Annotated in this window: 24 protein-coding genes and 2 riboswitches; of the genes, 11 read left to right on the forward strand and 13 right to left on the reverse strand. The window is 66.6% G+C overall.

Annotated elements, in window-relative coordinates:
- Window positions 1-104: 104 nt before the first annotated feature.
- The 3 genes from Q9R31_RS16190 to Q9R31_RS16200 form a co-directional block, all read right to left on the reverse strand.
- Window positions 105-791, reverse strand: a complete 687-nt coding sequence (locus Q9R31_RS16190) for an NlpC/P60 family protein (RefSeq protein WP_311263787.1) — start codon at window positions 789-791, stop codon at window positions 105-107.
- A 70-nt stretch (window positions 792-861) separates the two neighbouring features.
- Window positions 862-1,056: riboswitch (cyclic di-AMP (ydaO/yuaA leader) on the reverse strand.
- A 112-nt stretch (window positions 1,057-1,168) separates the two neighbouring features.
- Window positions 1,169-1,990, reverse strand: a complete 822-nt coding sequence (locus Q9R31_RS16195) for a peptidoglycan DD-metalloendopeptidase family protein (RefSeq protein WP_311263788.1) — start codon at window positions 1,988-1,990, stop codon at window positions 1,169-1,171.
- Between the two features lie 10 nt (window positions 1,991-2,000).
- Window positions 2,001-2,245: riboswitch (cyclic di-AMP (ydaO/yuaA leader) on the reverse strand.
- Window positions 2,246-2,353: 108 nt separating this feature from the next.
- Window positions 2,354-3,055, reverse strand: a complete 702-nt coding sequence (locus Q9R31_RS16200; protein ID WP_311263735.1) for a metal-dependent transcriptional regulator — start codon at window positions 3,053-3,055, stop codon at window positions 2,354-2,356.
- A gap of 298 nt (window positions 3,056-3,353) precedes the next feature.
- On the opposite strand from Q9R31_RS16200, the gene serC reads away from it, so the two are divergent.
- The gene (serC, locus tag Q9R31_RS16205; protein ID WP_311263736.1) at window positions 3,354-4,484 is read left to right on the forward strand and encodes a phosphoserine transaminase; all 1,131 of its coding nucleotides are present in this window, start codon (window positions 3,354-3,356) and stop codon (window positions 4,482-4,484) included.
- Window positions 4,485-4,560: 76 nt separating this feature from the next.
- On the opposite strand, the gene Q9R31_RS16210 is transcribed toward serC, so the two are convergent.
- Together Q9R31_RS16210 and Q9R31_RS16215 are read right to left on the reverse strand one after the other, a co-directional pair.
- A complete protein-coding gene (locus Q9R31_RS16210; RefSeq protein WP_311263789.1) occupies window positions 4,561-5,127 on the reverse strand; it encodes a DUF3027 domain-containing protein in 567 nt (188 codons plus the stop codon).
- A gap of 39 nt (window positions 5,128-5,166) precedes the next feature.
- Window positions 5,167-5,550: a cold-shock protein gene (locus Q9R31_RS16215; RefSeq protein WP_018762148.1), complete on the reverse strand. Its 384-nt coding sequence runs from the start codon at window positions 5,548-5,550 to the stop codon at window positions 5,167-5,169.
- A gap of 225 nt (window positions 5,551-5,775) precedes the next feature.
- Between Q9R31_RS16215 and Q9R31_RS16220 the strand changes: the two genes are divergently transcribed.
- From Q9R31_RS16220 to Q9R31_RS16250, 7 genes are all read left to right on the forward strand, one after another.
- Window positions 5,776-6,009: a hypothetical protein gene (locus tag Q9R31_RS16220; protein ID WP_311263737.1), complete on the forward strand. Its 234-nt coding sequence runs from the start codon at window positions 5,776-5,778 to the stop codon at window positions 6,007-6,009.
- A gap of 10 nt (window positions 6,010-6,019) precedes the next feature.
- Window positions 6,020-8,494, forward strand: a complete 2,475-nt coding sequence (locus Q9R31_RS16225; protein ID WP_311263738.1) for a helicase-associated domain-containing protein — start codon at window positions 6,020-6,022, stop codon at window positions 8,492-8,494.
- 12 nt (window positions 8,495-8,506) lie between these two features.
- On the forward strand, window positions 8,507-10,153 hold the full coding sequence (locus Q9R31_RS16230; RefSeq protein WP_311263739.1) for a DNA repair helicase XPB: 1,647 nt from the start codon (window positions 8,507-8,509) through the stop codon (window positions 10,151-10,153).
- A gap of 43 nt (window positions 10,154-10,196) precedes the next feature.
- The gene (locus tag Q9R31_RS16235) at window positions 10,197-10,697 is read left to right on the forward strand and encodes a DUF427 domain-containing protein (protein ID WP_311263740.1); all 501 of its coding nucleotides are present in this window, start codon (window positions 10,197-10,199) and stop codon (window positions 10,695-10,697) included.
- 67 nt (window positions 10,698-10,764) lie between these two features.
- Complete coding sequence (locus Q9R31_RS16240; RefSeq protein ID WP_056331118.1) at window positions 10,765-11,475, forward strand: response regulator transcription factor; 711 nt, start codon at window positions 10,765-10,767, stop codon at window positions 11,473-11,475.
- A gap of 2 nt (window positions 11,476-11,477) precedes the next feature.
- Complete coding sequence (locus Q9R31_RS16245; protein WP_311263741.1) at window positions 11,478-12,983, forward strand: HAMP domain-containing sensor histidine kinase; 1,506 nt, start codon at window positions 11,478-11,480, stop codon at window positions 12,981-12,983.
- A gap of 106 nt (window positions 12,984-13,089) precedes the next feature.
- Entirely contained in the window at window positions 13,090-13,377 is a 288-nt protein-coding gene (locus tag Q9R31_RS16250; RefSeq protein ID WP_311263742.1) for a WXG100 family type VII secretion target, read from the forward strand.
- A gap of 25 nt (window positions 13,378-13,402) precedes the next feature.
- Here Q9R31_RS16250 and Q9R31_RS16255 read toward each other — a convergent pair whose 3' ends face one another.
- Window positions 13,403-14,494 (reverse strand): ribonuclease HI family protein, encoded by a 1,092-nt coding sequence (locus Q9R31_RS16255; RefSeq protein WP_311263743.1) that lies wholly within the window; start codon window positions 14,492-14,494, stop codon window positions 13,403-13,405.
- Window positions 14,495-14,783: 289 nt separating this feature from the next.
- Here Q9R31_RS16255 and Q9R31_RS16260 point away from each other — a divergent pair, with 289 nt between their 5' ends.
- On the forward strand, window positions 14,784-16,094 hold the full coding sequence (locus Q9R31_RS16260; protein WP_311263744.1) for a sugar ABC transporter substrate-binding protein: 1,311 nt from the start codon (window positions 14,784-14,786) through the stop codon (window positions 16,092-16,094).
- Window positions 16,095-16,176: 82 nt separating this feature from the next.
- Here the strand turns inward: Q9R31_RS16260 and groL are convergent, their stop codons facing one another.
- From groL to Q9R31_RS16285, 5 genes are all read right to left on the reverse strand, one after another.
- Window positions 16,177-17,811: a chaperonin GroEL gene (groL, locus tag Q9R31_RS16265; protein WP_066273856.1), complete on the reverse strand. Its 1,635-nt coding sequence runs from the start codon at window positions 17,809-17,811 to the stop codon at window positions 16,177-16,179.
- Between the two features lie 290 nt (window positions 17,812-18,101).
- The gene (locus Q9R31_RS16270; RefSeq protein ID WP_311263745.1) at window positions 18,102-19,400 is read right to left on the reverse strand and encodes an ABC transporter substrate-binding protein; all 1,299 of its coding nucleotides are present in this window, start codon (window positions 19,398-19,400) and stop codon (window positions 18,102-18,104) included.
- Window positions 19,397-19,603, reverse strand: coding sequence for a cold-shock protein (locus Q9R31_RS16275; protein ID WP_311263746.1), 207 nt, complete (start codon window positions 19,601-19,603; stop codon window positions 19,397-19,399). Before Q9R31_RS16275 ends, Q9R31_RS16270 begins: the two co-directional genes overlap by 4 nt.
- A gap of 165 nt (window positions 19,604-19,768) precedes the next feature.
- Entirely contained in the window at window positions 19,769-20,410 is a 642-nt protein-coding gene (locus Q9R31_RS16280) for a LytR C-terminal domain-containing protein (RefSeq protein ID WP_311263747.1), read from the reverse strand.
- A gap of 51 nt (window positions 20,411-20,461) precedes the next feature.
- Window positions 20,462-20,791 (reverse strand): DUF3263 domain-containing protein, encoded by a 330-nt coding sequence (locus Q9R31_RS16285; protein WP_311263748.1) that lies wholly within the window; start codon window positions 20,789-20,791, stop codon window positions 20,462-20,464.
- Between the two features lie 182 nt (window positions 20,792-20,973).
- Between Q9R31_RS16285 and Q9R31_RS16290 the strand changes: the two genes are divergently transcribed.
- A complete protein-coding gene (locus Q9R31_RS16290) occupies window positions 20,974-21,744 on the forward strand; it encodes a uracil-DNA glycosylase (RefSeq protein ID WP_311263749.1) in 771 nt (256 codons plus the stop codon).
- 14 nt (window positions 21,745-21,758) lie between these two features.
- The gene (locus Q9R31_RS16295) at window positions 21,759-22,598 is read left to right on the forward strand and encodes a siderophore-interacting protein (RefSeq protein ID WP_311263750.1); all 840 of its coding nucleotides are present in this window, start codon (window positions 21,759-21,761) and stop codon (window positions 22,596-22,598) included.
- Between the two features lie 56 nt (window positions 22,599-22,654).
- On the opposite strand, the gene Q9R31_RS16300 is transcribed toward Q9R31_RS16295, so the two are convergent.
- Complete coding sequence (locus tag Q9R31_RS16300; RefSeq protein ID WP_311263751.1) at window positions 22,655-24,142, reverse strand: threonine/serine exporter family protein; 1,488 nt, start codon at window positions 24,140-24,142, stop codon at window positions 22,655-22,657.
- A gap of 34 nt (window positions 24,143-24,176) precedes the next feature.
- A complete protein-coding gene (locus Q9R31_RS16305) occupies window positions 24,177-25,493 on the reverse strand; it encodes a peptidoglycan bridge formation glycyltransferase FemA/FemB family protein (RefSeq protein ID WP_311263752.1) in 1,317 nt (438 codons plus the stop codon).
- Window positions 25,494-25,601: the final 108 nt, after the last annotated feature.

Below are 25,601 nucleotides of genomic sequence, written 5' to 3' on the forward strand. Positions count from 1 at the left end.
CCGGCATCTTGGGGGTACGCCGGCGCGTCCCGCGAACGGGGATGTGGTTTCTAGCGAAGAAGCTTTGGGCAAAGAAATAGCCCTTGGAGCGTGAAGCCCAAGAACTATTTGCTGTAGTGGTAGTACGAGGAGGTACCGGTGGCTGCGGGCGAGTGGAGCAGCGTGCCCTGCGAGGGGTTGAGTGCGCTGATCATCATGCCGTTGCCGACGTAGATGCCGACGTGCGCGCCGCCGTTCTGGACGACCAGGTCACCCGGCTGCGGGGCGGACGTGGGGGTCATGATGCTCCACGCGTTGGTGCGGGGAATGCTGATTCCGGCCTGGGCGTAAACCCACTGCACGAACCCGGAGCAGTCCCAGCCGGTGACGGGGCTGGTGCCGCCCCAAACGTAGGAGTGGCCAATGCCGGTGTAGGCGATGGCGGCAATGCCCGAGGTTGCCGCAGCCGATACGGATTCTTCCGCCTTGGCCGCCGGGGATGCCTCCTGGCCTGCAGCCGCGGTGTTGGCGGTGCGGTTCGCTGCTGCCGTGGACTGGGTACGCACCGCTTCCACCTTCGGAGCGGCGGTGGTCTTGACGACGGGACGCTCGAAGGAAACCGTGGCCGTGGGGGCGGCGGTGACAGCGAGGGCCGCCTGGGCCGAACCGGACTCGGTGGAGGCAGAGACACCGGCAGTGGTGTCAGCTGCCGTGGCGGGCAGGCCCATGCTCAGGATGAGTCCCGAGGCCGCTGCCACAACGGCAGCCTGGCGGCCCACGGTCCCGGCATTTGCACTGACGGCCTTGGACATGGCGTCCAAGGGGTTGCTGCGGACCGTTTGCGCACGGTGGCGCGCAGAATGATGGCGTGAAGACACGAAGGTAGCCTCTCCCAATGCCTGCGAGGTGAGCTGTCGGATTCGGATGGGAGTCACCCGGCCACACTGCTTCCTGGGAAGCTCGTGACTTAACCCCAAGGCCTTCTTGGATGAAGGCCAAAATTGGTTCCCCCGCCCCTGCCAGACGATGAAATGCGAACGGACCTTGAGCGGTGGCAGAGTTAGGCAATCCACTCAAGAGCGTCAACTTCGGAAAAGTTGACGCGAGTTAGACGGTACAGCAGTTTTGCTTCAATGTCACATTCAGGTCACGACCGGTCACGGCGATCTGAGAGTGAGCAATCATTCGGTTACAGCCAGCCCATGGGATCGACCACTTCGCCGTTGACCTGGACCTCGAAGTGCAGGTGGCAGCCGGTGGATGCGCCGGTGGTTCCACTCAATGCCACAACGTCCCCGCGGGAGACGGTCTGGCCCACCTTGACGCTGAAGGACGAGAGGTGGTTGTAGGTGGTCTCCAACCCGTTGCCGTGGTCGATGACCACCCGGTTTCCGCCGCCGAACTGGTGCCAGCCCGCGAACGTCACCGTACCTGTCGCGGCAGCCAGGACCGAGGTCCCGCACTGCGCCACGAAGTCCTGGCCCCGGTGGAAGTCACCGGAGCCTCCGGTAATGGGGCTGACCCGGTAACCGAAGGGCGAAGCGGTAGCGAGGGACGTGAGGGGTGCAGCCAGGGTGCCGGCCGAGGCGGCACGCGTGACAGAGCCGGCGGACTGGGCGCTCAGGAGCTGCTTCAGCTTCCCGTCCGGGTCAGCCTGGGTCACCACCGCGGAACGGCTGAAGTCGATCTGGGCTCCGATATCAGCGGAGATCTGCGGCTGGGGGCTCACCGCGGAGGCTGCCATGGGCGCGCTGCCAGAGGCATCCGTGGCCATAACGGCGCCCGTGGAGGGTACTGTGACCGTCAACACAAGGCCGGTGGCGGCAAGGGCGATACCGGCCTTTTGACCGACGCCGCTGGCGGCGGCAAACTCCGTCATCTGCCGGAATGGACCCCGGCGGCGGCGCGCGTCGCGATGCAGGTCGCGGGGGCGCTCCGCTGCGACAACTTCGGCAACCCGGGATGCCGAAGGGGGGCCGGCCGCGCGTCGGCGCCCCCGTGAGGTCTGCATGGTCAAGAAGGGTTCCTCTCTGGAAGAAGCCTGCGGAGTTAGCTGTCGGATTCGGGTCAGAGAGATCAAAGACCCGGTCCGCAACAGGCAAGCTTCCGCACAGGGGTATTCCCGGAAGAACCCTTCACTGGAGAGGCTTGCTACTGACGGACTTCACCCCAAGGCAGTCCCCCGCTGCCGCTTGTGGTTCCCCCGCCTCTGCCAGTAACGAACTCGTATGCCTGGCCCGCTGGCAGAGCTCGGCTCCGGGTCAGGTAACGCTTATGTATCAACGCTTGGTTCCACTATAGGGGCTTAAGTCCCTAGGTAACAATTCCGTTACCTTTGCGTAGATGCCCTTGTCTGGGGTATGGAAGGCCCGGATCAGCCCTGCTTGACGGCCACAAATACGTGCGCAGCCACCTCGGGCGGCAGCTCCAGCGCTCCTTCGATCCCCGGGACCCGGACGGAAATGTATTCACCCACGCGTTCCAGCGCCACTGCAGCACCGGGTCGGATCCCACCTTCGTCCAGCTGCGCCAGCAGTTCCGGCTCTACCTGGATGGGCTCCGCCAGGCGGCTGACGGTCACGGCGGAGGAGGGCCCGTAGTTCTTCATTGCTTCCACCAAACTGATGGCGCCGTCGGCAAAGCCGGGACCCGCCTGGCCGCCCAGCGCCGCAAGGCCGGGGATGGGGTTGCCGTACGGCGATTCGGTGGGATGGTCCAGCATCTCGTAGATGCGCCGCTCCACCCGCTCACTCATGACGTGTTCCCAGCGGCAGGCTTCGTCGTGGACGTAGGCCCAGTCCAGGCCGATGACATCGGCCAGCAGGCGTTCGGCCAGCCGGTGCTTGCGCATGACCTCCGTGGCGCGCTGGCGCCCCGTGTCCGTGAGTTCCAGGTGCCGGTCACCGGAGACGACGACAAGTCCGTCCCGCTCCATCCGGCCAATGGTCTGGGAGACGGTGGGCCCGGAGTGGCGCAGACGCTCGGCGATACGGGCCCGGAGGGCGACGATGTTTTCTTCCTCAAGCTCCAGGATGGTCCTGAGGTACATCTCCGTAGTGTCGATCAGATCCGTCATCCAGCTCAGCTCCTCGAGCGCAGTACCTTGCGTTGTCCCACCGTATCGCCTCTTCCCGCGAAGTAGTCCGGGGGAAAGCTTAGCCTATTTTGATTTTGTCCGAATAGCTCCGCTCCGAAGGGCTGGGCCTGGGAGGGGCACGTCTCACTGTCCGGACTATGACGTACCCGGCTCCCGCCCCCGGCGGCCGTTCAGGCAGAATGGGAATGGCCCGCAGCGCTGCCACCGCGCTCCTGCCGGCCGTCCACTGCCCGCCCTACCGGACCAAAACTTTCGTCCCCGCCGAATTGGAGCACCTGTGAGCGACACCAGCATCACGATCCCCGCCGACCTCCTGCCCCAGGACGGGCGGTTCGGGGCCGGCCCGTCAAAGGTCCGGCAGGAGCAGATCGACGCACTGGCAGCGGCTTCCAGGACGATCCTCGGCACGTCCCACCGCCAGGCCCCGGTCAAGAACCTGGTGGGGTCCGTCCGTGAAGGGCTGAGCCAGTTCTTCCGCGCGCCGGAGGGCTACGAGGTGGTCCTCGGCGTCGGCGGCTCCACTGCTTTCTGGGATGTTGCGAGCTTCGGCCTCGTGGAAAAGAAAGCCCAGCACCTGTCCTTCGGTGAGTTCGGGTCCAAGTTCGCCGCCGCCACCAACAAGGCGCCCTTCCTCGAGGCCTCCTCCATCATCAAGTCCGAGCCGGGCACCCGGCCCGCAGCCCAGGCCGAGGCCGGCGTGGACGTCTATGCGTGGCCGCAGAACGAGACCTCCACGGGTGTTGCCGCCCCGGTCCAGCGGGTGTCCGGGGCCGACGAGGGATCGCTTGTCCTGGTGGACGCCACGTCGGCGGCCGGCGGCCTGGACGTGGACGTTGCCCAGAGCGATGTCTACTACTTCGCCCCGCAGAAGAACTTTGCCTCCGACGGCGGCCTCTGGCTGGGCCTCTTCTCCCCCGCCGCCATCGAGCGCGCAGCGCGGGTCAAGGAAAGCGGCCGCTGGATCCCGGACTTCCTGGACCTCCAGACCGCCATCGACAACTCCCGCCTGAACCAGACATACAACACGCCATCGCTGTCCACACTGGTAACCCTGGATGCCCAGGTCCAGTGGCTGAACTCCAACGGCGGCCTGGACTTCGCGGCCAAGCGCACCGCCGACTCCGCCGGGCGTATCTACAGCTGGGCTGACGCCTCGGAGTTCGCCACCCCGTTCGTCACCAACCCGGACGAGCGCTCCAACGTCATCGCCACCATCGACTTCGACGAGTCCGTGGACGCAGCCGCAGTGGCCAAGGTCCTGCGCGCCAACGGCATCGTGGACACCGAGCCGTACCGGAAGCTGGGCCGCAACCAGCTGCGCATCGCAACGTTCGTGGCCATCGAGCCCAGTGACGTCTCGGCACTGCTGGCCAGCATCGACTACGTGGTGGGCGAGCTGCGCAAGTAACCACAGTTAACGCACGACGGCGCCGCCCGGGTTTTCCCGGGCGGCGCCGTTTGTTTGTGGTCAGGAATGTTTGTGGTCAGGAAGTCCTTGCTTCGTCGTCAGGTTCCGCGCCGTTACTCAGGTCCGCGCCGTTACTAAGCGCCGGGCCGTCGTCGGCAAGCCCTTCATCCCCAGGTTCCTGTTCCCCTGCGGGAAGCCCGTCCGGCTTCCCTTGTCCCGGTTCCTGCTGGCCGGGTTCCTGCTGTTCCGGCTCCTGCGGTTCGGGCTCCTGCTGCTGCTCGTCCTCGGGCCGGACGCGTTCGGCCCACGGCACCCACTCCGGCGCCAGGATGGATTCCTCCGACGGCAGCAGTCCCAGCTCGTTGACCGTGACCACCTTGGAGCGCGAGTTGCGGGTCAGCACCGCGTACCACTGCCAGCCCGCGTAGCCGGGCAGCCGGGACTCGAACAGGTGGGTGACCAGCCGGTCGCCCTCGCTCCTTGCTGCCAGGTGCGGCCCGATGGTGCCGGCCGGAGTGATGCCTTCCACTGCAGTCCTGGCCGTGTCCACTGCCGCGGCCAGGAAAGCATCGGGCTTGCCCGTACGCCACACGGGCACGCCTGCCTTGCGCTTGGGCGGAGTCTTGGCAGCCTGCTCCTGCATTGGCGTGCCCGGCTGTTCAGATTGGGGATCCATGGGCGCCTAAACGTCCAGCTCGTCGGCAACCTTGCGCAGGGCGGCAGCGATGGCCTTGCCCTTGTTGCCGTCCGGGTACTTGCCCTTGGACAAGGTGCCGGACAGGTTGTCCAGGACGGTCACCAGGTCCTGCACCAGCGGGGCGAGGTCCTTCGCGCTGGGGCGCTTCGCCTTGGCGATGGACGGGGTCTTGTCCAGCACCCGCAGGCCCAGGGCCTGGGCACCCTTGCGGCCGTCCGCCACGCCGAATTCCACCCGGGTGCCGGCTTTCAGTTCCGTCACTCCCTCGGGCAGAGACGACTTGGGCAGGAAGACCTCCTGGCCGTCTTCGCCCGCGAGGAACCCAAAGCCCTTGTCCTTGTCATACCACTTGACCTTGCCGGTAGGCACGTAATCAACCTTCTTCGTTCTGCTGTCATGAGACACGGCCGGCTGCCACCGCGTCCGCATTGTTGTGCGGGTTCAAGGTATGGCCAGCGCTGACCGTGTTGGTCTGTATCCTTCAAGGTTATCCTGCCGCATGCGCTAATCACGCTTCCGGCAGCACCGTTCCGCCCCAGGCGCAAGGTCCGCGGCTTTCACTGGCGGCGGCCCGGCCGCTGTAGCGTTACGTCCATGACTCCCTTGCGTTACCGGCGGCTGCTGATGGTCCTCGCCGCAGTTATTGCCGTGCTCTCCCTCGTCGCTGTGGGAACTGTCATGGCGCTTGCCTTCGCCAACTCCGTCGCCCCCGCATGGGTCACCTACGCGGCCCTTTACGGCCTGCCGGTGGCCTTCATCCTGATGCTCCTGCTGATCCTGGACGGTGTTGCCGCCCGGCGGCGGGCGGGGAAGCGGGAGCCGCGGTAACGTTGGACTGATGTCCCTCATTCGTGCGCTCGGCAAGGACCTGGAGGCGCGCAGCGACGACTCGTTGCGCGCGTTGTTCGCCGCGCGGCCGGACCTTATCTCGCCGCCTGTTCCGGACTTCGCCGCGCTGGCGGCACGGGCCAGTTCCCGGGTCAGCGTCCAGCGCGCGCTGGAGCGCCTCAACCGGCCCCAGATGCAGGTCCTTGAGACCCTCCATCTGTGCACCAACACGGACACCGGCCACAGCGCCTCGGCCGAGGGCCTGCATCAGCTGATCCGGGGTGCCTCCCTGGACGTCATCGAACAGATCATGGGCACCCTGCAGGAACTTGCCCTGGCGCATCCTGCCGTTCCCCCGCATGGCACCCCGGTCCAGGCTGCCAACCAACAACACTTCTACCTCCCTGTTGGTTCCCTCAAGGATGTGGTGGGAATCTATCCCGCCGGCCTGGGCCGCAGTTACACGGAACTGGTCCGCCTGCAGCCGGCCTTCGCCCAGCGGGTGGTCCAGCTCGTCTCCGAACTGCACCGCAGCGGATTCGCCATCCACGATGCCACCACCCCCATGGAGGCGGCACTCGCGCTCCAGCACTGGACCTCCTCCCCCGAGGCGCTGCAGGACATCCTCGCCGGCGCTCCGGAACGGACGACGGCGCTGCTCGCCAGGTTCCGCAACTGGGCCATGGGTGCCGTCCCCCAGGCGCAACGGAAGGCGTCGGTCCTGACGGAAGCGGCCGACGTCGGGCCCGTGGACTGGCTCCTTGCGCGCGGGCTGCTGGTGCCGCTGGACGCCGCCCATGTGGAGCTGCCGCACAGTGTGGGCCTGGCCCTGCGCGGCGGGGCGATCATCAACGACTTCACCCTGTCGCCGCCGGTCCCGGAGCTCGGCCGCACCACGGCGGCGCTGCGCAGGAATGCGGCGCTGAGCGCCATCTCGGAAACCCTGCGGCTGGTCTCCGAACTGCTGCATGCCATCAGGGAGAACCCGCTGGCAACGCTGCGCAGCGGAGGCGTGGGGGTCCGCGAGATGCGCCGCCTGTCCGACCAGCTGCGCATTGACCAGGGTGCGGCGGGCCGGCTGCTGGAGCTGTGCGGCCTGGCGGGGCTGATCCGCCTCGACGTCGACTCATCCTCATGGGTGCAGCCGCCGGAGCTGGAGTGGCTGGTGCTGCCGCGGCAGGAACAATGGCTGTGGCTGGTAAACGCGTGGCTGGCCAGCGAGCGCGTGCCCTCAATGGTGGGCCAGCCCGTGAGCACGGCACCGGGGGCCCCATCCCGGGGCCCGTCCGGAACCAGCATCGCCGCGTTGTCCGCCGGCGCGCAGCGGCCCGACGCGCCCGTGGTCCGCAAGCGCATCCTGGAGATCCTGCACGAACTCACCCTCGAAGCCGCGGGGCCGGACGGCACCGCGCCCGTGCTTGACGCCGGCGCCGTCCTGCAGCGTGCGGAATGGTCACAGCCGCGGATGGCCCGGCGGTTCACTTCCCTCATCCGGGGGGTCCTCGCCGAGGCGGAGATGCTGGGCCTGGTGGGGACGGGGGCACTAAGCCAATTAGGGAGCGCTGTCGCCGAAGACCACCCCGACGCCGCCCTTGCCATCCTGGGCGAGCACCTGCCGGCGGCCCTGAACCACGTGCTGTTGCAGGCCGACCTGACCGCTGTTGCCCCTGGCTACCTCGCTCCCGCCCTGACCGAAAAGCTCCTGGTGATGGCCGACACCGAGGGGCAGGGCCCGGCAACCATCTACCGGTTCTCGGCGGCCTCCATCAAACGCGCACTCGATGAAGGCTACGACGCCGCCGGCCTGTTGGCGTTTCTTCGGGAACATTCCGCCACCGCTGTTCCCCAGCCGCTGGAGTACCTGGTGGAGGACACCGCTTCCCGGCACGGCAGGCTCCGGGTGGGCCAGGCGGCAAGCTTTATCCAGAGCGATGATGAAGCCGTGCTCCGTGAGTTGCTGGCGGGACCCAAGGCGGCGCAGCTTGGCCTGGCCGGCCTTTCCCCCACGGTCCTGACGTCGTCGGCACCCCCGCGCGAGCTCGCCGCCGCACTCCGGAGCCTGGGCCTGTCCCCTACGGTGGACGGCGCCGAGCCCTCGGCGCACCCCCGGCGGCCTTCCGCGCCGCAGGAAAGCCTCCGTCCCGTGTACAGCGCGCCGCGGCTGGCGCCCGCAGCGGAGGAGGTTGACGCCCAGCTGGACGTCCTGCGGCAGGCGGGACCCGCCGTCGGGCATCTCCCCGGCGCCGGGGCCGGCGAGGCAGCCACCCAGCTGGGGCTTGAGGCGCTGCAACGGGCCATCCGGCTGAAGCAGCGGATCAACATGAACGTGGTGGACAACCTGGGGAATGCCAGCCTGGAAGTTGTTGTTCCGCTCTCTGTAAGCGGAGGCCGGGTCCGTGTGTTCGATCCCGCCAAGGACACCGAACGGGTCCTGTCCGTCCACCGCATCATCGACATCGAGGCCGCAGAGGAACTGCGCCAGTAAAGGATCCCCCGCGTGACCGACGGACCCCTGATCGTCCAAAGCGATAAAACCATCCTCCTCGAGGTGGACCACGAGCTGGCCACCGAGGCCCGGCATGCCATTGCGCCCTTCGCCGAGCTGGAGCGGGCACCCGAGCACATGCACAGCTACCGGCTGACCCCGTTGGGACTGTGGAACGCACGGGCCGCCGGACTGGACGCGGAAAAGGTCCTGGACACGTTACTGAAGTACTCCCGCTTCCCGGTGCCGCACTCGCTGCTGATCGACGTCGAGGAAACCATGTCCCGGTACGGCCGGCTGCGCCTCGAAAAGGATCCGCGGCACGGACTGGTCATGCGGACGGATGACTACCCGGTCCTTGAGGAGGTGATCCGGGCCAAGAAGATCGCGCCTCTGCTGGGCCCGAGGATCGACGGCGAGACGGTGGTAGTGCATGCCTCCCAGCGCGGGCAGCTTAAGCAGCTGCTGCTGAAGCTCGGCTGGCCGGCGGAGGACCTGGCCGGTTACGTGGACGGCACCCCGCACCTGATTTCGCTTAACGAGGACGGCTGGGAACTGCGCCCCTACCAGCGCCTGGCCAGCGAAAACTTCTGGGCGGGCGGCAGCGGAGTGGTGGTGCTGCCCTGCGGCGCCGGCAAGACCCTGGTGGGGGCCGCGGCCATGGCCACAGGTTCCACCACCACGCTGATCCTGGTCACCAACACCGTGGCCGCCCGGCAGTGGAAGGACGAACTGCTTCGGCGGACGTCCCTCACGGAGGACGAGGTGGGCGAATACTCCGGCGCCTTGAAAGAGGTCCGGCCGGTGACCATCGCCACCTACCAGGTACTGACCACCAAGCGCGGCGGCATCTACCCCCACCTGGAACTGGTGGACGGCCACGACTGGGGACTGATCATCTACGACGAGGTCCACCTGCTGCCCGCGCCGATCTTCCGGATGACGGCCGACCTGCAGGCCCGCCGCCGCCTTGGGCTGACCGCCACCCTGGTCCGGGAGGACGGGCGCGAGGGCGAGGTGTTCAGCCTGATCGGCCCCAAGCGGTATGACGCGCCCTGGAAGGACATCGAGTCCCAGGGCTATATCGCTCCGGCCGACTGTGTCGAGGTCCGCGTCGACCTGCCAAAGGACGAACGCGTTGCCTACGCCATGGCGGACGACGCCGACAAGTACCGGCTGTGCGCCACCTCGGAATCCAAGACACAGGTGGTGGAGCAGCTGGTGACACGGCACGCCGGTGAGCAGCTCCTGGTGATAGGCCAATACATCGACCAGTTGGACGACCTCGGCGAGCGCCTCCAGGCACCGGTAATCAAGGGCGATACCTCCGTGAAGGTACGGCAAAAACTCTTTGACGCGTTCCGCGCCGGGGAGCTGCAGACCCTTGTGGTGTCCAAGGTGGCCAACTTCTCCATTGACCTGCCGGAGGCGTCGGTGGCCATCCAGGTCTCGGGCTCCTTCGGTTCCCGGCAGGAGGAGGCGCAACGTTTGGGCCGGCTGCTGCGGCCCAAGAAGGACGGCCGGGCGGCCCGCTTCTACTCACTCGTGGCACGGGACACCCTGGACCAGGACTTCGCCGCCAAGCGCCAACGGTTCCTGGCCGAGCAGGGGTACGCCTACCGGATCATGGACGCCAAGGACGTGCACGCGGCGGAGTAGGAACCCCCTGTGCGGCTGCACCTGCGGGGCGCACACTGGAAGCATGAGTCCACGCATTATTCCGGACGTGCCCGGGCCCGGCCAGGAGTCCGTCTGGGACTATCCCCGTCCGCCGAGGATCGAAGCCAGCACGGAACGGATTCGCATCGTCCTGGGCGGCGAGGTGATCCTTGACACCACCGATTCGCTGCGGGTGCTTGAGACGAGCCATCCACCGGTGTACTACGTCCGGCAGTCAGCATTTGTGCAGGGCGCGCTGGAGTCCGCGGCGGGCAGCAGCTTCTGCGAATTCAAGGGCGCGGCGGATTACCTGACCGTGCGCGGCGGCGGGAAAGAGGCGGAGGGCGCCGCCTGGTCCTATCCCGAGCCGGCTTCCGGGTTTGAGGCGCTCGCGGACCGGGTGGCCGTCTACGCGGGAAGGATGGACTACTGCGAAGTGGATGGAGAGCGGGTGCGTCCCCAGCCCGGCCGGTTCTATGGCGGCTGGATTACCAGCCGGGTGGCGGGCCCCTTCAAGGGGGAACCGGGAACCATGGCCTGGTAAGCCTGGCTTCATCGCGTTCACAAGGAATATCCAGACAACTCCCAGACACTGGGAGCATGATGGGAGCATGAACAAGAACGGTCCAGAAGCCAGGCTGCTCGTCGTCGATGATGAACCCAACATCCGCGAGCTCCTCTCCACCTCATTGCGGTTCGCCGGCTTTGAAGTGGTCTCCGCTGCGAACGGGCGCGACGCCCTGGCCGCAGCCGATACGCACGCCCCTGACCTGGCCGTGCTGGACGTCATGCTCCCGGACATGGACGGCTTCACCGTGACCCGCCGGCTCCGTGCCTCGGGAAAGCACTTCCCGGTCCTCTTCCTGACCGCGAAGGATGACACCGAGGACAAGGTCACCGGCCTCACGGTAGGCGGCGATGACTACGTGACCAAGCCCTTCAGCCTCGACGAAGTAGTGGCCCGGATCCGCGCCGTGCTTCGCCGGACGCAGCCCCTGCTGGACGATGATGCAGTTATCCGGGTTGACGATCTGGAACTGGACGACGACGCCCACGAGGTGCGGCGCGGGGGCACGGTCATCGAGCTCTCCCCCACGGAATTCAAGCTGTTGCGCTACCTCATGCTCAATCCCAACCGCGTCCTGTCGAAGTCGCAGATCCTGGACCATGTGTGGGAGTACAACTTCAACGGTGACGCGTCCATCGTGGAGTCCTACATCTCCTACCTGCGCCGGAAAGTTGACATTGACCCGGAGGCACCGGCCCTGATCCAGACCAAGCGCGGCGTGGGCTACGTGCTGCGGACGGCCGAAAAGCGCTGATCTTGCTCAAGCGGTGGAAGTCGGCCTCGCTCAGGTCGCAGCTGGTGGCCATGATCATGGCACTGCTGATCGTGGCCCTGACGGTGACCGGAACGGTCACACTGACGCTGCTGCACAGCTATCTGCAAGGCCAGGTGGACGACAAACTGAATGCCGCCGTCGACTCTGCCCGGAAACAGCGCTCATTCACCCAGCTGCAGGCGCCCAGCTCCATTCCCACCGACTATTCGCTCATGCTCTTCGCCCCGGGTGAGGAGCCGTACACCTTCGGCGGGGATCCTGCCCACCACCCCGACATCAGCTCCATGACCGTGGACCAGGCACAGGCGCGCGGGCTGGCTCCCTTTCAGGTCCGCGGGACGGACGGGGAAAACTGGCGGGTAGTTGCAGTGACCGTCCAGAACGGCCAGACCACCGCCGTCGTGGTCATCGGACTGCCCCTGGAAAGCGTTGACGATGTCCTCAAGCATGCCACCCTGGTGGTCACCGGGGTGGGCCTGTTGACGCTGCTGCTGGCCTCGCTGATTGCCAGCTGGACCGTGTCGCGGTCCTTCCGGCCGCTGGCCCGGGTGGAAAAAACGGCGGCTGCGATTGCCGCCGGTGACCTCTCCCGCCGTGTGGAGGTGGAGAACCCGGCCACCGAGCTGGGCAGGCTGAGCAGCTCCCTGAATGCCATGCTGGCACACATCGAGACCGCCTTCGCGGCACGGACCGCTTCCGAAGCACGGATGCGCCGCTTCGCCGCCGACGCATCCCACGAGCTGCGCACTCCCCTGGTCACCATCCGCGGATTCTCCGAGTTGTACCGCCACGGCGCCCTGGCCACGGACGAAGACGTGGCCACGGCCATGGGCCGGATCGAAAGCGAGGCCAAGCGCATGGGTTCCATGGTTGAGGACCTGCTCCTGCTGGCCCGCCTCGATGAACAGCGGCCGCTGCAGCAAAAGCCGGTGGACCTTCAACTGATCGCGCACGACGCAGTGGTAGATACCCAGGCCAGCGACAGGTCCAGGCTCATCACGCTCACCGGGCTCGACAGCGGATTGGCGGCACCCGCCCCGGTACTCGGGGACGAAGCCAAGCTGCGCCAGGTGGTGGGCAACCTCGTGGGCAATGCCCTGCGCTACACCCCGGAGGGCAGCCCCATCGAACTCGCCGTCGGGGTCCGCAGGACCGGCGGTGACCTACGTTCGGTCATCGAAGTACGGGACCACGGGCCGGGCATTTCGGAAGAGGATGCAGCCAAGGTCTTCGAACGCTTCTACCGGGCTGACACGTCGCGGACCAGGGAGACGGGCGGCAGCGGCCTTGGGCTGGCCATCGTGGCCGCGATCGTGGGGTCCCATGGCGGCTCGGTAAGGGTGGAAAAGACCGACGGCGGCGGCGCAACGCTGGTGGTCAGCCTTCCGCGGCGTGAGGAGGCACCCCGCACTGACGGCACGGACAGGCTGGGAGCAGGGCCCGCCGCCGAGGCCAGGGGCAGTGACGGGTCGGTTATCCACATATAGCCCGCCGGTCATGGCTATCGCCTGCTTCTGCTCCCTAGGCTCGTGGCAGCAGCCCGGATCAGCCGGGCGCGGGCGCATTCCGCCCGCCGTATCGAAAGGCACCGCCATGAGCATCATCTCGGTCGACACCGAACTCCTGCAGCTGAAGTCCGCCAACGTCCAGGCCACCGTTGACCGCATCAGTACGGACGTACAAACAATGAAGCGCGGCCTCGACGAGCTGCAGGGTTCATGGCGCGGTTCCGCGGCCACCAACTTCCAGGCCCTCATCACCGAATGGACCATCACCCAGGGCCGGGTGGAGGCGTCCCTGGCCTCCATCAACGCGGCCCTGGCCTCCGCCGCCGCCACGTACGCCCAGGCGGAGCAGGGAAACACGCAGCGGTTCAGCTGACGGTCCTGTTCAGCCGGCCCTGGACTTAGGCTTCCGGGGTTCCCTGGTGGAACCGCAGCCGCCACCGGCCGCCGTCAAGGACCCACAGCGAGCTGCGCAGCGTGGTGCCGGAGCGGGCGAAGCTCCTGTAAGTCAGCAGGACCGCGCCGGTGCCGACGCGGTCAGCACCCAGGATCTCGATGTCGGTCCGTTCACCGGGGTCCTCTTCGAGGGCCATCATCATGGCATCCCGGGTCCAGACCCTTCCCGAGCTGCCGATCTCCATGAAGTCAGGATGCAGCAGGACAGCTGTCCGGCCAATATCCCCCCGCACCAGTGGGCCCAACAGCTCACGTTCGAGCTGCTCCACCAGAGCCTCGGGCGGGATGGAGCCGGCCTGCTGCGTTGCCTCGGCCACTTCAAGGGCTTCGCTGTCCAGCTCGCTGAACAGGTCAAGTTCATCGAAGGCCTGAAGCGGTTCAGGGGTGGCCCGCGGCCTCCCGGCGGCCGCTGCACGTGAGTTGCCGCCAGGCCCTCCAACCGGGCCGGCAGATGCATTGGTGGCGATGTCCAGGGTGGCGGACTCGATGTCGAGTGTGGCGGCCGGGAGGCCGTTGCCGGAGGATGACTGGGCGCCCGCGGTACCGGCTTGCGGCGCACCCGGGTGGTGCCCGCCGGGGAAACCGGGCCCTGACCGTGCTGCCACTCCCTGCTGATAAGCAGTAGCCGCGGCCCTGGCACGTTCGTCGGCGGCCTCGTTCAGCTCATGCCCGGCATGCCCCTTGACCCACTCAAACGTGTAGGTCCTGCCAGCCAGTTCGCGGTCGAGTTCCTTCAACAGTTCCACATTCAGGACGGGCTTTCCGTCCGCCTTGCGCCAGCCCTTGCGCTTCCAGCCCGGCATCCACTTGGTAATCGAATTGATCACGTACTGGCTGTCGCAAAGAATGCGCAGGTCCTCACCGGGCACGTGCGCGGTGGCACGCAGGAGGTCAAGGACCGCCATCAGCTCACCTTGGTTATTGGTGCCGTGCGGCCAGCCGCCGGCCCGCCAGCAATCGTCATTCACGTACCAGGCCCAGCCGGCCGGGCCCGGGTTTCCCAAGGCCGAACCATCAGCCGCTGCAGTTATCGTCACCAATCCATCCTGCCAGAAGCAACCGACAACGGGAGGCCGTGGGCGCGCAGCAGCCCGCGTGCCCTGCCCCTGTTCCTTCCCCGCTCCTGCCCGCACCTGTGCCGGGACCAGCAGGAAGCCCTCCCGTTGAGCGCTGGAAGCAACGGGAAAACGTTTACCGCTAGTCCTTGACGTGGCCTGGCAGCACGCGAAACAATCGCAGCATTAGCTAAGAAAACGGTTTCTGAGTGTCCAGCGGCTGCGTGCAACCACAGCTCGGCGCGAAGGAGCCAATCCGGAAGGAACATCAATGACGATTCCAGTCGTAAGCCGGCGCCGCTTCCAGCTGGGTGCCGCCGCACTGGCCCTCTCCATCCTGGCCACCGGCTGCGCTGCCCCCGGCGGTTCAGGCGACAACGGCCAGGTCACCCTGCGGTTCGCCTGGTGGGGCAATGAATACCTGAACGCACAGACGGACAAGGTGATCGCAGCGTTTGAGGCATCACACCCGAATATCAAGATCAAGGCCGAACCGGGCGAATGGTCCAGCTACTGGGACAAGCTGGCGACGAAGACTGCCGCCAACGATGCGCCGGACGTGATCCAGATGGACCAGAAATACATTGCGGAATACGGTGGCCGCGGGGCACTGGCGGACCTGTCCAAGCAGAACGGCATCGACACCTCAAAGCTGGACAAGGAGGGACTCGCCTCCGGCCAGTACGATGGCGCCCAGTACGGGCTGAGCACAGGCCAGAACGCCTACGTCATCATGGCCAACACCAAGGTATTCGAGGCAGCCGGCGTGCCCGTACCGGACGACAAGACGTGGACGTGGAAAGACTTCGTGGACACTGCGGCGAAGATCAGCGCCGCAGGAGGCGGAAAGAGCTACGGGGCTGCTTATGGCAGTAACGAAGCCGACCTGATCATCTGGCTGCGCCAGCACGGGGAAAACCTCTACTCCGGGGACGGCAAGCTCGACTTCGAAACCGCCACCGCCGCCTCCTTCTGGGAGCGGCTCAAGGAACAACGCGATTCCAAGGCCAGCCCGCCGGCCACCGTGGCCACCGAGGATGCAGGGGCGGGATTGGAGGAAAGCCTGTTCGGTACAAATCGGGTGGCGATGGCCTGGTGGTGGACCAACCAGCTTGGTTCCCTTCAAACCACCACCGGCAGCAGCATCAAGATGCTGCGCGCCCCAAGCGTCGACGGTAGCTCGGCCAAAAACGGCATGTACTACAAGCCCTCCATGTTCTGGTCTGCCTCCTCCCGCTCAAAGCACCCCCAGCAGGCCGCTGAGTTCATCAACTACCTCACCAACAGTCCGGAGGCGGGTGCCATCCTGATGACCGACAGGGGCGTCCCCACCAATTCGGAGATCGTTTCGAACATCGCCCCGCAGCTCAAGCCGACCGACACCACTGTGGTTGGATTCCTCAAGGACATAGCGCCGGACATCAAGGACGCACCGCCGGTCCCGCCAGTGGGTGCGGGCAGCGTCCAGAACGTCATCAAGCGGTACACGGATGAAGTGCTGTATGACCGGATGACCCCGCAGGCCGCGGCGGAAGCCTTCCAGAAGGAAGTCCAGGGAATGCTGGACTCGGCCCGGAAGTAGATCTCAAGGACACAAAAATGCGGCCCCCTCGAAGGAGGGGGCCGCATTTTGCGGTTGGCGGGACGGGTCCCGGCAGGAAGGCTTAGAAGCCGCCCATGCCTCCCATGCCGCCCATGTCGTCTCCGCCCGCGGGGGCGGCGTTCTTCTCCGGCTTGTCAGCCACCACAGCTTCGGTGGTGAGGAACAGGCCGGCGATGGAAGCCGCGTTCTGCAGGGCAGAGCGGGTTACCTTGACGGGATCGTTGACGCCGGCAGCCAGCAGGTCGACGTACTCGCCCGTTGCTGCGTTCAGGCCGTGGCCGGCAGGCAGGCCGCGGACCTTGTCGACAACCACGCCGGGCTCGAGGCCTGCGTTGAAGGCGATCTGCTTCAGCGGAGCGTCGATGGCAACGCGGACGATGTTGGCGCCCGTTGCTTCGTCGCCGGACAGCTGCAGGTTGGCGAATGCCTTGGCGCCGGCCTGGATGAGGGCCACGCCGCCACCGGCCACGATGCCTTCTTCAACTGCAGCCTTGGCGTTGCGGACGGCGTCTTCGATGCGGTGCTTGCGCTCCTTGAGCTCAACCTCGGTGGCGGCACCGGCCTTGATGACTGCAACGCCGCCGGCCAGCTTGGCCAGGCGTTCCTGCAGCTTCTCGCGGTCGTAGTCGGAGTCCGAGTTCTCGATCTCGGCGCGGATCTGGGAAACGCGGCCTGCGATCTGGTCGGCGTCGCCGGCACCTTCGACGATGGTGGTCTCGTCCTTGGTGACAACAACCTTGCGGGCCTGGCCCAGGAGCTCCAGGCCGGCGTTCTCCAGCTTGAGGCCAACCTCTTCGGAGATGACCTGGCCGCCGGTGAGGACGGCGATGTCGGCCAGCTGTGCCTTGCGGCGGTCACCGAAGCCCGGAGCCTTGACGGCAACGGACTTGAAGGTGCCACGGATCTTGTTGACGATCAGGGTGGCCAGGGCCTCGCCCTCGATGTCCTCGGCGATGATCAGCAGCGGCTTGTTGGACTGCATGACCTTTTCCAGGACAGCAACCAGTTCCTTGACGTTGGAGATCTTGGAGTTGACGATCAGGATGTACGGATCCTCGAGGACCGTTTCCTGGCGCTCGGCGTCGGTGACGAAGTAGGCGGAGATGTAGCCCTTGTCGAAGCGCATGCCTTCGGTGAGCTCAAGCTCCAGGCCGAAGGTGTTGGACTCCTCGACCGTGATGACGCCTTCCTTGCCCACCTTGTCCAGGGCTTCGGCGATGAGGGCACCAATTTCCTCGTCACCGGCGGAGATGGACGCCGTAGCGGCGATCTCTTCCTTGGTTTCGATTTCCTTGGCGGAGTTCAGCAGCTCGGCGGTGACGGCCTCAACGGCCTTCTCGATACCGCGCTTGAGGGACAGCGGGTCGGCGCCGGCAGCAACGTTGCGCAGGCCTTCCTTCACCAGGGCCTGGGCCAGGACGGTAGCCGTGGTGGTGCCGTCGCCGGCAACATCGTCCGTCTTCTTGGCAACTTCCTTGACCAGCTCGGCGCCGATCTTCTCGTAAGGATCGTCCAGCTCGATCTCCTTGGCGATGGACACACCATCGTTGGTGATCGTGGGGGCGCCCCACTTCTTTTCGAGGACGACGTTGCGTCCACGCGGGCCGAGGGTGACCTTAACGGCGTCGGCGAGGATATTCAGGCCCCGCTCAAGGCCGCGGCGTGCCTCTTCATCAAATGCAATGATCTTGGCCATAACGGCAGTAGTCCTTTCGGGACAGTCGTTAAGAATGAACCTTCGCTGCAGTGCCCGCGACGGACGATCCTTCGCCATCGGCCTCTGTATGCCTCCGGGTGCGGATCTCACTCCAGTTAGGTGTTTCTTTCGCTCCTCGACCGGTGCAGCGCGCCGCCGGCCGAAACCTGGCTTTGCTTTAGCAGTCGGTACGTCAGAGTGCTAACTCAATAATTAGCACTCCCCAGGTGAGAGTGCAAGCGAAAAGACGCGGCAAGGGCGGGTGGGGGCAGCGGCTTCGCCCAGGGCGATCAGCCGGAGTGCCCGGTCGTCTCGCGCCCGGTAGGACTGGGGTTATTGTCCGGGCCGTACGTGAAGACGGAGAAAACGGCGGTGGTGATGTCCCCATTGGTATCGAAGGCAACCGGGCCCGATTCGCCGTCGTAATCGATGCCCGGGCTGGCGGCAAGCCCGCCCAGGCATTCCCTGTAGGTCAGGCACCGGGCCGGGGGCGCTGCTGGTTCTGGCGTTCCACCCCCGTTGGATGCAGCCACCCTTGATGCAGTCCCGCCGGACACCGGGATCAGGTTGGCGGCTATGGAGCGTCCTGCGTCGTCCTGGGCCCTGGCCGCGGCCAGGGCAGCCAGCGTCACGGCGTCGTAGGTTTCCGCAGCATACGAAACGTCCTTCAGGGAAGGATCCACACCCAGCAGTTTTCCCTGGAAGGCGGCGCTGGGCAGCTGGCCGGGGACGACGGCGCGGGTACCGTCCAGGACCCGGGGGGCGAGCCCGGAGCCGTAGCGGGCAAAGGCGCCGTCGCTGAGGACGATTTTTGAACCGCTGAGGCCGGAATTGTTCAGCTCGGCCAATGCGCCCCGCGCACCTTCCCGGGCAACCAGGACGACGGCGTCCGGCTTGGCTTTGGCGGCGGAACGTGCGGCTTCTGCGGCGTCGCCGGGCTTGAAGCCGGCTCCGGGCAGGACCGTCAGGCCGGACTGCTGGGCAGCTGCCGTGACGGCAGCCGCCAGGTCCTTGCCGTAGGCGCCTTCCTGGTGCAGCACGACGATGGTGGCGGCCCCGGCGGCCTTGGCGAGTTTGGCCAGCACGGGTCCTTGTGCGACGTCGGATGCAGCGGTGCGGAAATAGTAGCCTCCGCCGGCGGTTCCGGAGAGGGCGGCAGCGGTGTTGGCCGGCGAGATGAGCGGTATGTGCGCGCGGGACAGGATGTCCACTGCCGCGGCCGCGTGGCTGGAATCGGTGGGTCCAATCACCACGTCCGCTTTGGCGGCCACCAGGTCGTTCGCCTGCCCCGCGGCTTCCCGGCCGGGATGCGCAGGAAGCAGCTCCACCGGCCGGCCTTTGTGTCCGCCGGCAGCGTTGATCTCCTGGATGGCCAGCTTGGTTGCGGCCAGCTGGGGTGCATTAAGGAAAGCACTGTCGCCGGTGTTGTCCAGGATCAGTCCCACGCGGAGGACACCGTCCCCGGACGCTTCCGCTGTGTCCACCCTGGCGTTGCCGCCGCCCGAACATGCGGTGACCGTGACGACGGCTGCCAGGGAGGCGGCCAGCGCCGCACGGACGCGGACAGTGGAACGGTAAAACGGCGTCACTGGGCGGGCCGGACGTTTTCTGCCTGCGGGCCCTTTTCGCCCTCCCCGACTTCCAATTGCACCCTCTGTCCCTCGTCGAGGCCGCGGTAGCCCTCTCCCTGGATCGCGGACCAGTGGACAAAAACGTCGTCGCCGGAGCCGTCAACGGTGATGAAGCCATAGCCCTTTTCAGCGTTGAACCATTTGACGGTTCCCAGTGCCATGATGAACAACTCTTTCCGTTGGGTGCCGGGTGGGACCGGACCGTCGGCGTAAAGCCCGGCCGGCCCTGGCTTGAAAATCACTCTAGCCAATCGCCGCCGGCGGGCGCTGGCAGCGGACTGTCCCGAGGCATGAACGTTATGGAGGCGTAACGGGAGCGGGTGCGGCTAGCGGTAGCCGGGGCCCAGCACCACCACGAGGGGCACCTGGAATTCGGTGCTGCTGACCACGGTGGGGATGTTGAGCAGCCCAGCAAGAGCCTGTGCGCTGGCCAGTTGCTGGGGACCGGAGTAGAAGATCACGGAGGATTTCTGCGGGGCGCCGGACCAGTTTCCTACCTGGCCCAGGCGCCAGCCATCAGCCTGGACGGTTCCGCCCACCCGGCTGGCCAGCCCTGCCGTGCCTGCGGCGTTGTAGACGGCAACTGTCTGGGTCCTGTCGACGACGGCCTGCTGGGTGGCAGATGCGCTCGCCTGGGGCTCGGGGTCGGTGCTGTGGGTTGGCCCGGACGAGGCAGACGGCGACGCCGCTACGGCAGGAGGCGCCGATGCCTGTGGAGCCGAGGGGGTGGTACCGGTTCCGGCCAGTGGGGCTGACTCCACGCTTGCCGAGGCCTGGCTCGCCGTGGCGTTGAACCCAAGCCTGGGAAGGATCAGGAAGGACACCAGCCCGATGGCCAGGGCCGCCATTCCTACCGCCAGGATGGGCCAGAGCCGCACCCGGGATGGGGCCGAGGCCGTCCGATGGACACCTTGTCGCGACGCGGCCTCCGGGACCTTGTCGAATTCATCGCGGGCGTATCTGGTCATGGTGGAAGGACATCCTTGTTGATTGCGGCTGTTGTCCCGGCCTGGGGCGTGTTAAGCGTCGGATCCCAGGCGCCGGGCAGTGCGCGCACGGTGGCGCGACGTACGTAGTCTACGCAATCTCTTCACCAGCATGGGATCGTGGGCCAGGGCATCCTCGCGGTCGATCAGCGCGTTGAGGAGCTGGTAGTAATGGGTGGCGGAGAGATCGAACAGGTCGCGGATGGCCTGTTCCTTGGCTCCTGCGTACTTCCACCACTGCCGTTCCAGGGCCAGCATCTGCTGTTCGCGCTCGGAAAGGGAGGAGTCTCGAAGGGTGAAATCCGCCAGGAGGGACTTCCGTGGATCCTGCTCCGGCAGGTGTTCCCGGGCCGGTTCCGCCACGGCACACTCCTTCGCTGGTTACAGTAAATGTCTTACCCCCATGCTACCGGCCGAATAACACCCGTGTCATTCGCGCCTCGGCCCGCAGTCTGGTGGTTCCGGCTGGCGGGCTCCGCAGGGTGCCTTCGAGGTGAGTGCTGCGAGGTGGGCGCCGGCAGGGAGGTGCCTGCAAGAATGGAACGATGTTTGAATCGGATGCGCTCTTCGAGCTGCAGCAGGACCCGGCAGACGGCACCAGCTTCGCTGACCTGGCTGACCTGCCCCTGGCAGCACTCATGGCGCCGGACTGGGCTGCGGCCCTGCAGGGCGTGGAGGGCAAGCTCCGGTCGGTCCTGTCCTTCCTGGCTGCCGAAGAGGCGGCCGGGCACCAACTCCTGCCGCCGCCGTCGAACGTCCTGCGCGCCTTCCGCCAGCCGCTCGCCGGCGTCAGGGTCCTCATTGTTGGGCAGGACCCCTACCCCACCCCGGGCCACGCTGTTGGGCTGTCCTTTTCCGTCGACCCGCGCACGCGCCCCCTCCCCCGCAGCCTGGTGAACATCTACCGCGAGCTCGAATCGGACCTGGGCATTCCGCCCCGCGCCCATGGCGACCTGTCGGCGTGGACCGAGCAGGGCGTGCTGCTCCTGAACCGCGTGCTCACGGTCAGGGCAGGGTCCGCAGGGTCCCACCGGGGCAAGGGCTGGGAGGAGATTACGACGGCGGCAGTCACCGCGCTGGCCGGCCGCCGGGCCGCGGATGGGTCCAGGATGCCCCTGGTGGCGGTGTTGTGGGGCAAGGAGGCTGAGGGGGTCCGGCCGCTCCTGGCCGGTGCCCCCGCCGTCTCCAGTGCGCACCCCAGCCCGCTGTCCGCTTCCCGCGGGTTCTTTGGCTCCAGGCCGTTCAGCCGCGTCAACCAACTGCTGCGCGAACAAGGTGCGCCGGCCGTAACCTGGGAACTCCCGCCGTCGGCCTAGCTTAGGCTTGCCTTATGAGCACCGTCCCTGCCGCCACCAGCGCCACGAAGAAGAGCCGTCCCCAGGTCAACCTGACCGTGCTGCGCAAGGAGCAGCTGTCCCCGCATATGGTCCGGATCGTGGCCGGCGGCGAGGGCTTCAGCGACTTCACCAACAGCGGCTTCGTGGACCGCTACGTGAAAATCGTCTTCCCGCAGCCCGGCGTGGACTATCCCTCCCCGCTGGACCTGTGGGCTGTCCGGGAAACCATGCCGCGCGACCAGTGGCCGTTCACCCGCACCTATACGCTGCGCTGGGTGGACCCGGAGGCGCGGGAGCTGGCGATCGACTTTGTGGTCCACGGCGACGAGGGCCTGGCGGGTCCCTGGGCGGCCGGGGCCCAGCCGGGCGAGACCCTCACGTTCACCGGTCCCGGCGGCGCCTACAACCCCAACCCCGAGGCGGACTGGTACCTGTTTGCCGGAGATGAAGCGGCGCTGCCGGCCATCGCCGCATGCATCGAGGCGCTGCCCGCGGACGCAACCGGGCTTGCCTTCCTGGAGGTGGATTCCGAGGCGGACATCCAGCCCATTTCCGCGCCCGCCGGTTTGAACATCACCTGGCTGGCCCGCAACGGCACCCCGGCGGGTTCCAGCGACCTGCTGGTCACGGCAGTGACGGAGGCCGAGTGGCCTGGCGGCACGGTGGACGTCTTTGCGCACGGCGAACGCGGCTACATGAAGGCCCTCCGCGAAGTCTTCTTCAAGCAGCGCGGCGTGGAGCGCCGGCAGGTATCCCTCTCCGGATATTGGGCGCAGGGGCGGGTGGAGGATGTGTTCCAGGCCGAGAAGAAGCTCCCCGTCGGACAGATCTAAGGCACTTGGGAACAGGTGCGCCAGGGCCCGGTTCCAGGTCGGTTCAGGGGCGCGGTTCAGCGGCGCCGGGCCCGGCGCCGCTCGTTGCTTGCCAGGCTGCGGGTCAGCGGACGGGCCAGCACGTCGCCCAGGACGATCCCGCCGGCGGTTCCCAGCACGATTGCCCCGGCGCTGAGCATTCCGCCGGCACCGGCAAGGATTTCGGACTCCTCAACGGTGAGGACATACATGGACCGGAATATGGTGAGGCCCGGCAGCAGGATCAGGGCTGCGGGGACTGCGACCACGAGCTGCGGCGCACCCATCCGCAGCGCCACCACCCTTGCCAGCAGGCCAATGACGACGGCGGCGATGGCGGGGGCGAAACGGTCTCCGATTCCCAGCAGGCCGCAGCCGAGCAGCACCAGGTAGCCTGCCACGCCGACGGCTGCCGTGGGCAGCAGGAGCTTCCAGGTGGTTTGTTCCGTGATGCCGATGGCCATCACGGCGGCGGCCACGAAGATGATGAGGACCCACAGATCGTAGGCGGGCGGGAAGGTCTGCGTGACGTCGATGCGCTGAAGCCCGGTCAGCTCCCCCACCACGAAGGCTACAGCGATCCCTGCCACGATGGCTCCGAACGTTAGCAGCGTGGACAGGAACCGTCCGGCCGCCGTCACCGGGAAGCCGTTGATGGCGTCCTGCACGGAGGACACCAGGCGGCCGGTGGGCAGGAGCAGCAGGATGCCGCCTACCACCACGATGGACGGCGAGGCGGTGAGCCCGAACTGCCAGAGCAGCAGCGCCAGCATGGTGACCACGAAGGAGCAGCTGGCGGTGATGAAGAAGTCCGGCACCCGCCAGCGTCCCAGCTGCCGGGCCAGCAGGCTGATGCCGATATTGGCAACGAACGCAACTGCCGAGGACACGGGGCCCCCACCCAGCACGCCGACGAACACGGCGGCGAAGATGCCGAACGCCGCCGTGACCATCCAGCGCGGGTACGGTTTGGGGCTGGTGATGGCCTCGTTGAGCCGGCGGATCGCTTCGTCACGGCCCACGCCGCCGGCCACGATGTCCGTGACCAGCTGGTGTACCTTTGCCAGACCGGCATAGTTGTTGGTCCAGGACCGCACCACGCGCAGCAAGGCGATAGGCGTCTGGTCCTTGGGCGCGTAGTTGATGCCCACGGACTGGTTGGTGATGTCCACTTCGATGTTCTTCAGCCCCAGGGCCGCGGTGACGGCGATGATGCTGGTCTCCACCTCCAGGGCGCCCGCACCATACCGGAACATGGTCTCGGCCAGGTGCAGGGCGAAGTCCAGGGTCTTCCGGGCCGAGGTGTCCACGCCGCCCACCTGGATGGTGGGGTTGGCGTACGGGCTGCCCGCCAGCCGGTCCACGATGCTCAGGGGCGCCGTTGGCGGGTTCTCGCCCTGCACCAGGCGGCGCAGCATCCTCTTCGCGGCAGCATCCTGCCGAAGCTGGGCAGAGGTCAGCGGTTCAGTCTTGGGCAGGCCGTCTGTCTTCGGCCTGTGCCCTGGCCGTGCGGGCCGGTCGGTCATGCCCGTTTCCTCCCTGTACGCGGTTTACGGACGGTCAGGCTGCACGCTTCAGCGGCAGCTTGCCCAGCAGCGTGCGGGCGGCCGCCGCCGAAGACCTGGCGAGCCGGTTGGCATGGAAGACGGCGGGCCGTACCGGCAGGACGAAGTCACCTACCAGCTGGACCACCTCCCCGCCGAATCCCTTCTTGAATTCGTAGCCGCCGTGGCCTTCCTCGTCCTGGCCGGAGATGCCGAAGGTTCCGTAGAAGTTGTACCTCGGGTATCCCTTATCGAGGGCGTGCAGCATCATCCCCCAGTACAGGGACGTGGCGCCGTTGAAGTAGATGTAATCCTGGACGGTGCCGCCGATAACGCACACCACCTCATCGCCGTAGCAGACGAAGTGGATGGCTGCCACGGTGGCGGTCCCTACGGAGTCGGGGAACCTTTCGATGTCCTTCAGGCTCCGCTCGTAGCTGTCCACCAGGTCCTGGACCACTTTGAGCCGGTTGGCTTTCTTCTTGCTGCCGGTTTCTTCAACCTCACGGCGGAGATCGGCTGCGGTGGCGGACTCTGTTGCCAGGCGCTCGGTGATGGATTTCCGGTAGGCCGGGATGTCGATCTTGGCCATCATCAGCTTGGTGAATTCCGCCGAGGTGATGCGGAGCAGGTGTTCGTAGTATTCGCGTTCGCGGTAGACGAATCCTTTTTCGTCACCGGCCCGGCTCAAGGCGCCATAGAAATCGTCCAGGGTTTCCAGGGTGGCCTGTTCCAGGAAGACGCCGTTCTTTTCCGCTTTGCGGATGGCTTTGCGGGTCCGGTAGCTGGTGCTCATGATCAGTTCCTCGGCGTCCTGGATGCCCACGAGGTTCTTGATGAACATCCAGTTGACGTTGACAAAGTTCATGTCCAGGCCCTGGTGCCGGAACCCCAGCCGTTCCAGGTCGGCCACCAGCGGCCGGTTGTCCTCGACGTCGGGGTGCTCGGCGCCGTCAGCGTCGCGTGCGATGTACCTGACGTTCGGCGAGATGCGCAGTTCAGCGGCCTTGCGGCCTGCCGCGTGTTTGCGGAGAAGTTCGACGACGGCACTCATCAATTCACGGTCCGTGTAGTCCATGAGGGGGCCCTTGGCGCATTCGCAGACTGTGTAGCCCAGGCGGGTTGTGGTGTAGTTGAGCTTTCCTGCCGCCACGAGTTCCCCGTCGCGCCGGACCCCGAAGAGTTCCACCTGCTGCCCGCGGGAGCGCTGGAAACGGGCAAAGTCGATGGACTGCAGGAAGCTGTTCTGCGGGTGCTTAAGGGCGAAGGCCTCAAATTCGGCGTCACTGAGGTTGGCGTACTCAAGCCCGGTAGCGGCGGAAACTGGATTCAAGGGATGACCTTCTTCTGGACTCTTCGCGGCCTGGTGGGCGCGCGCTGGACGGACGGTGTTCGGGGGCGGGCCGCACGGATGCGTACGGGGCCGGCGGGGTCGCGGCGG

The sequence above is a fragment of the Pseudarthrobacter sp. BRE9 genome, from assembly GCF_031844305.1.
Taxonomy (GTDB): Bacteria; Actinomycetota; Actinomycetes; order Actinomycetales; family Micrococcaceae; genus Arthrobacter.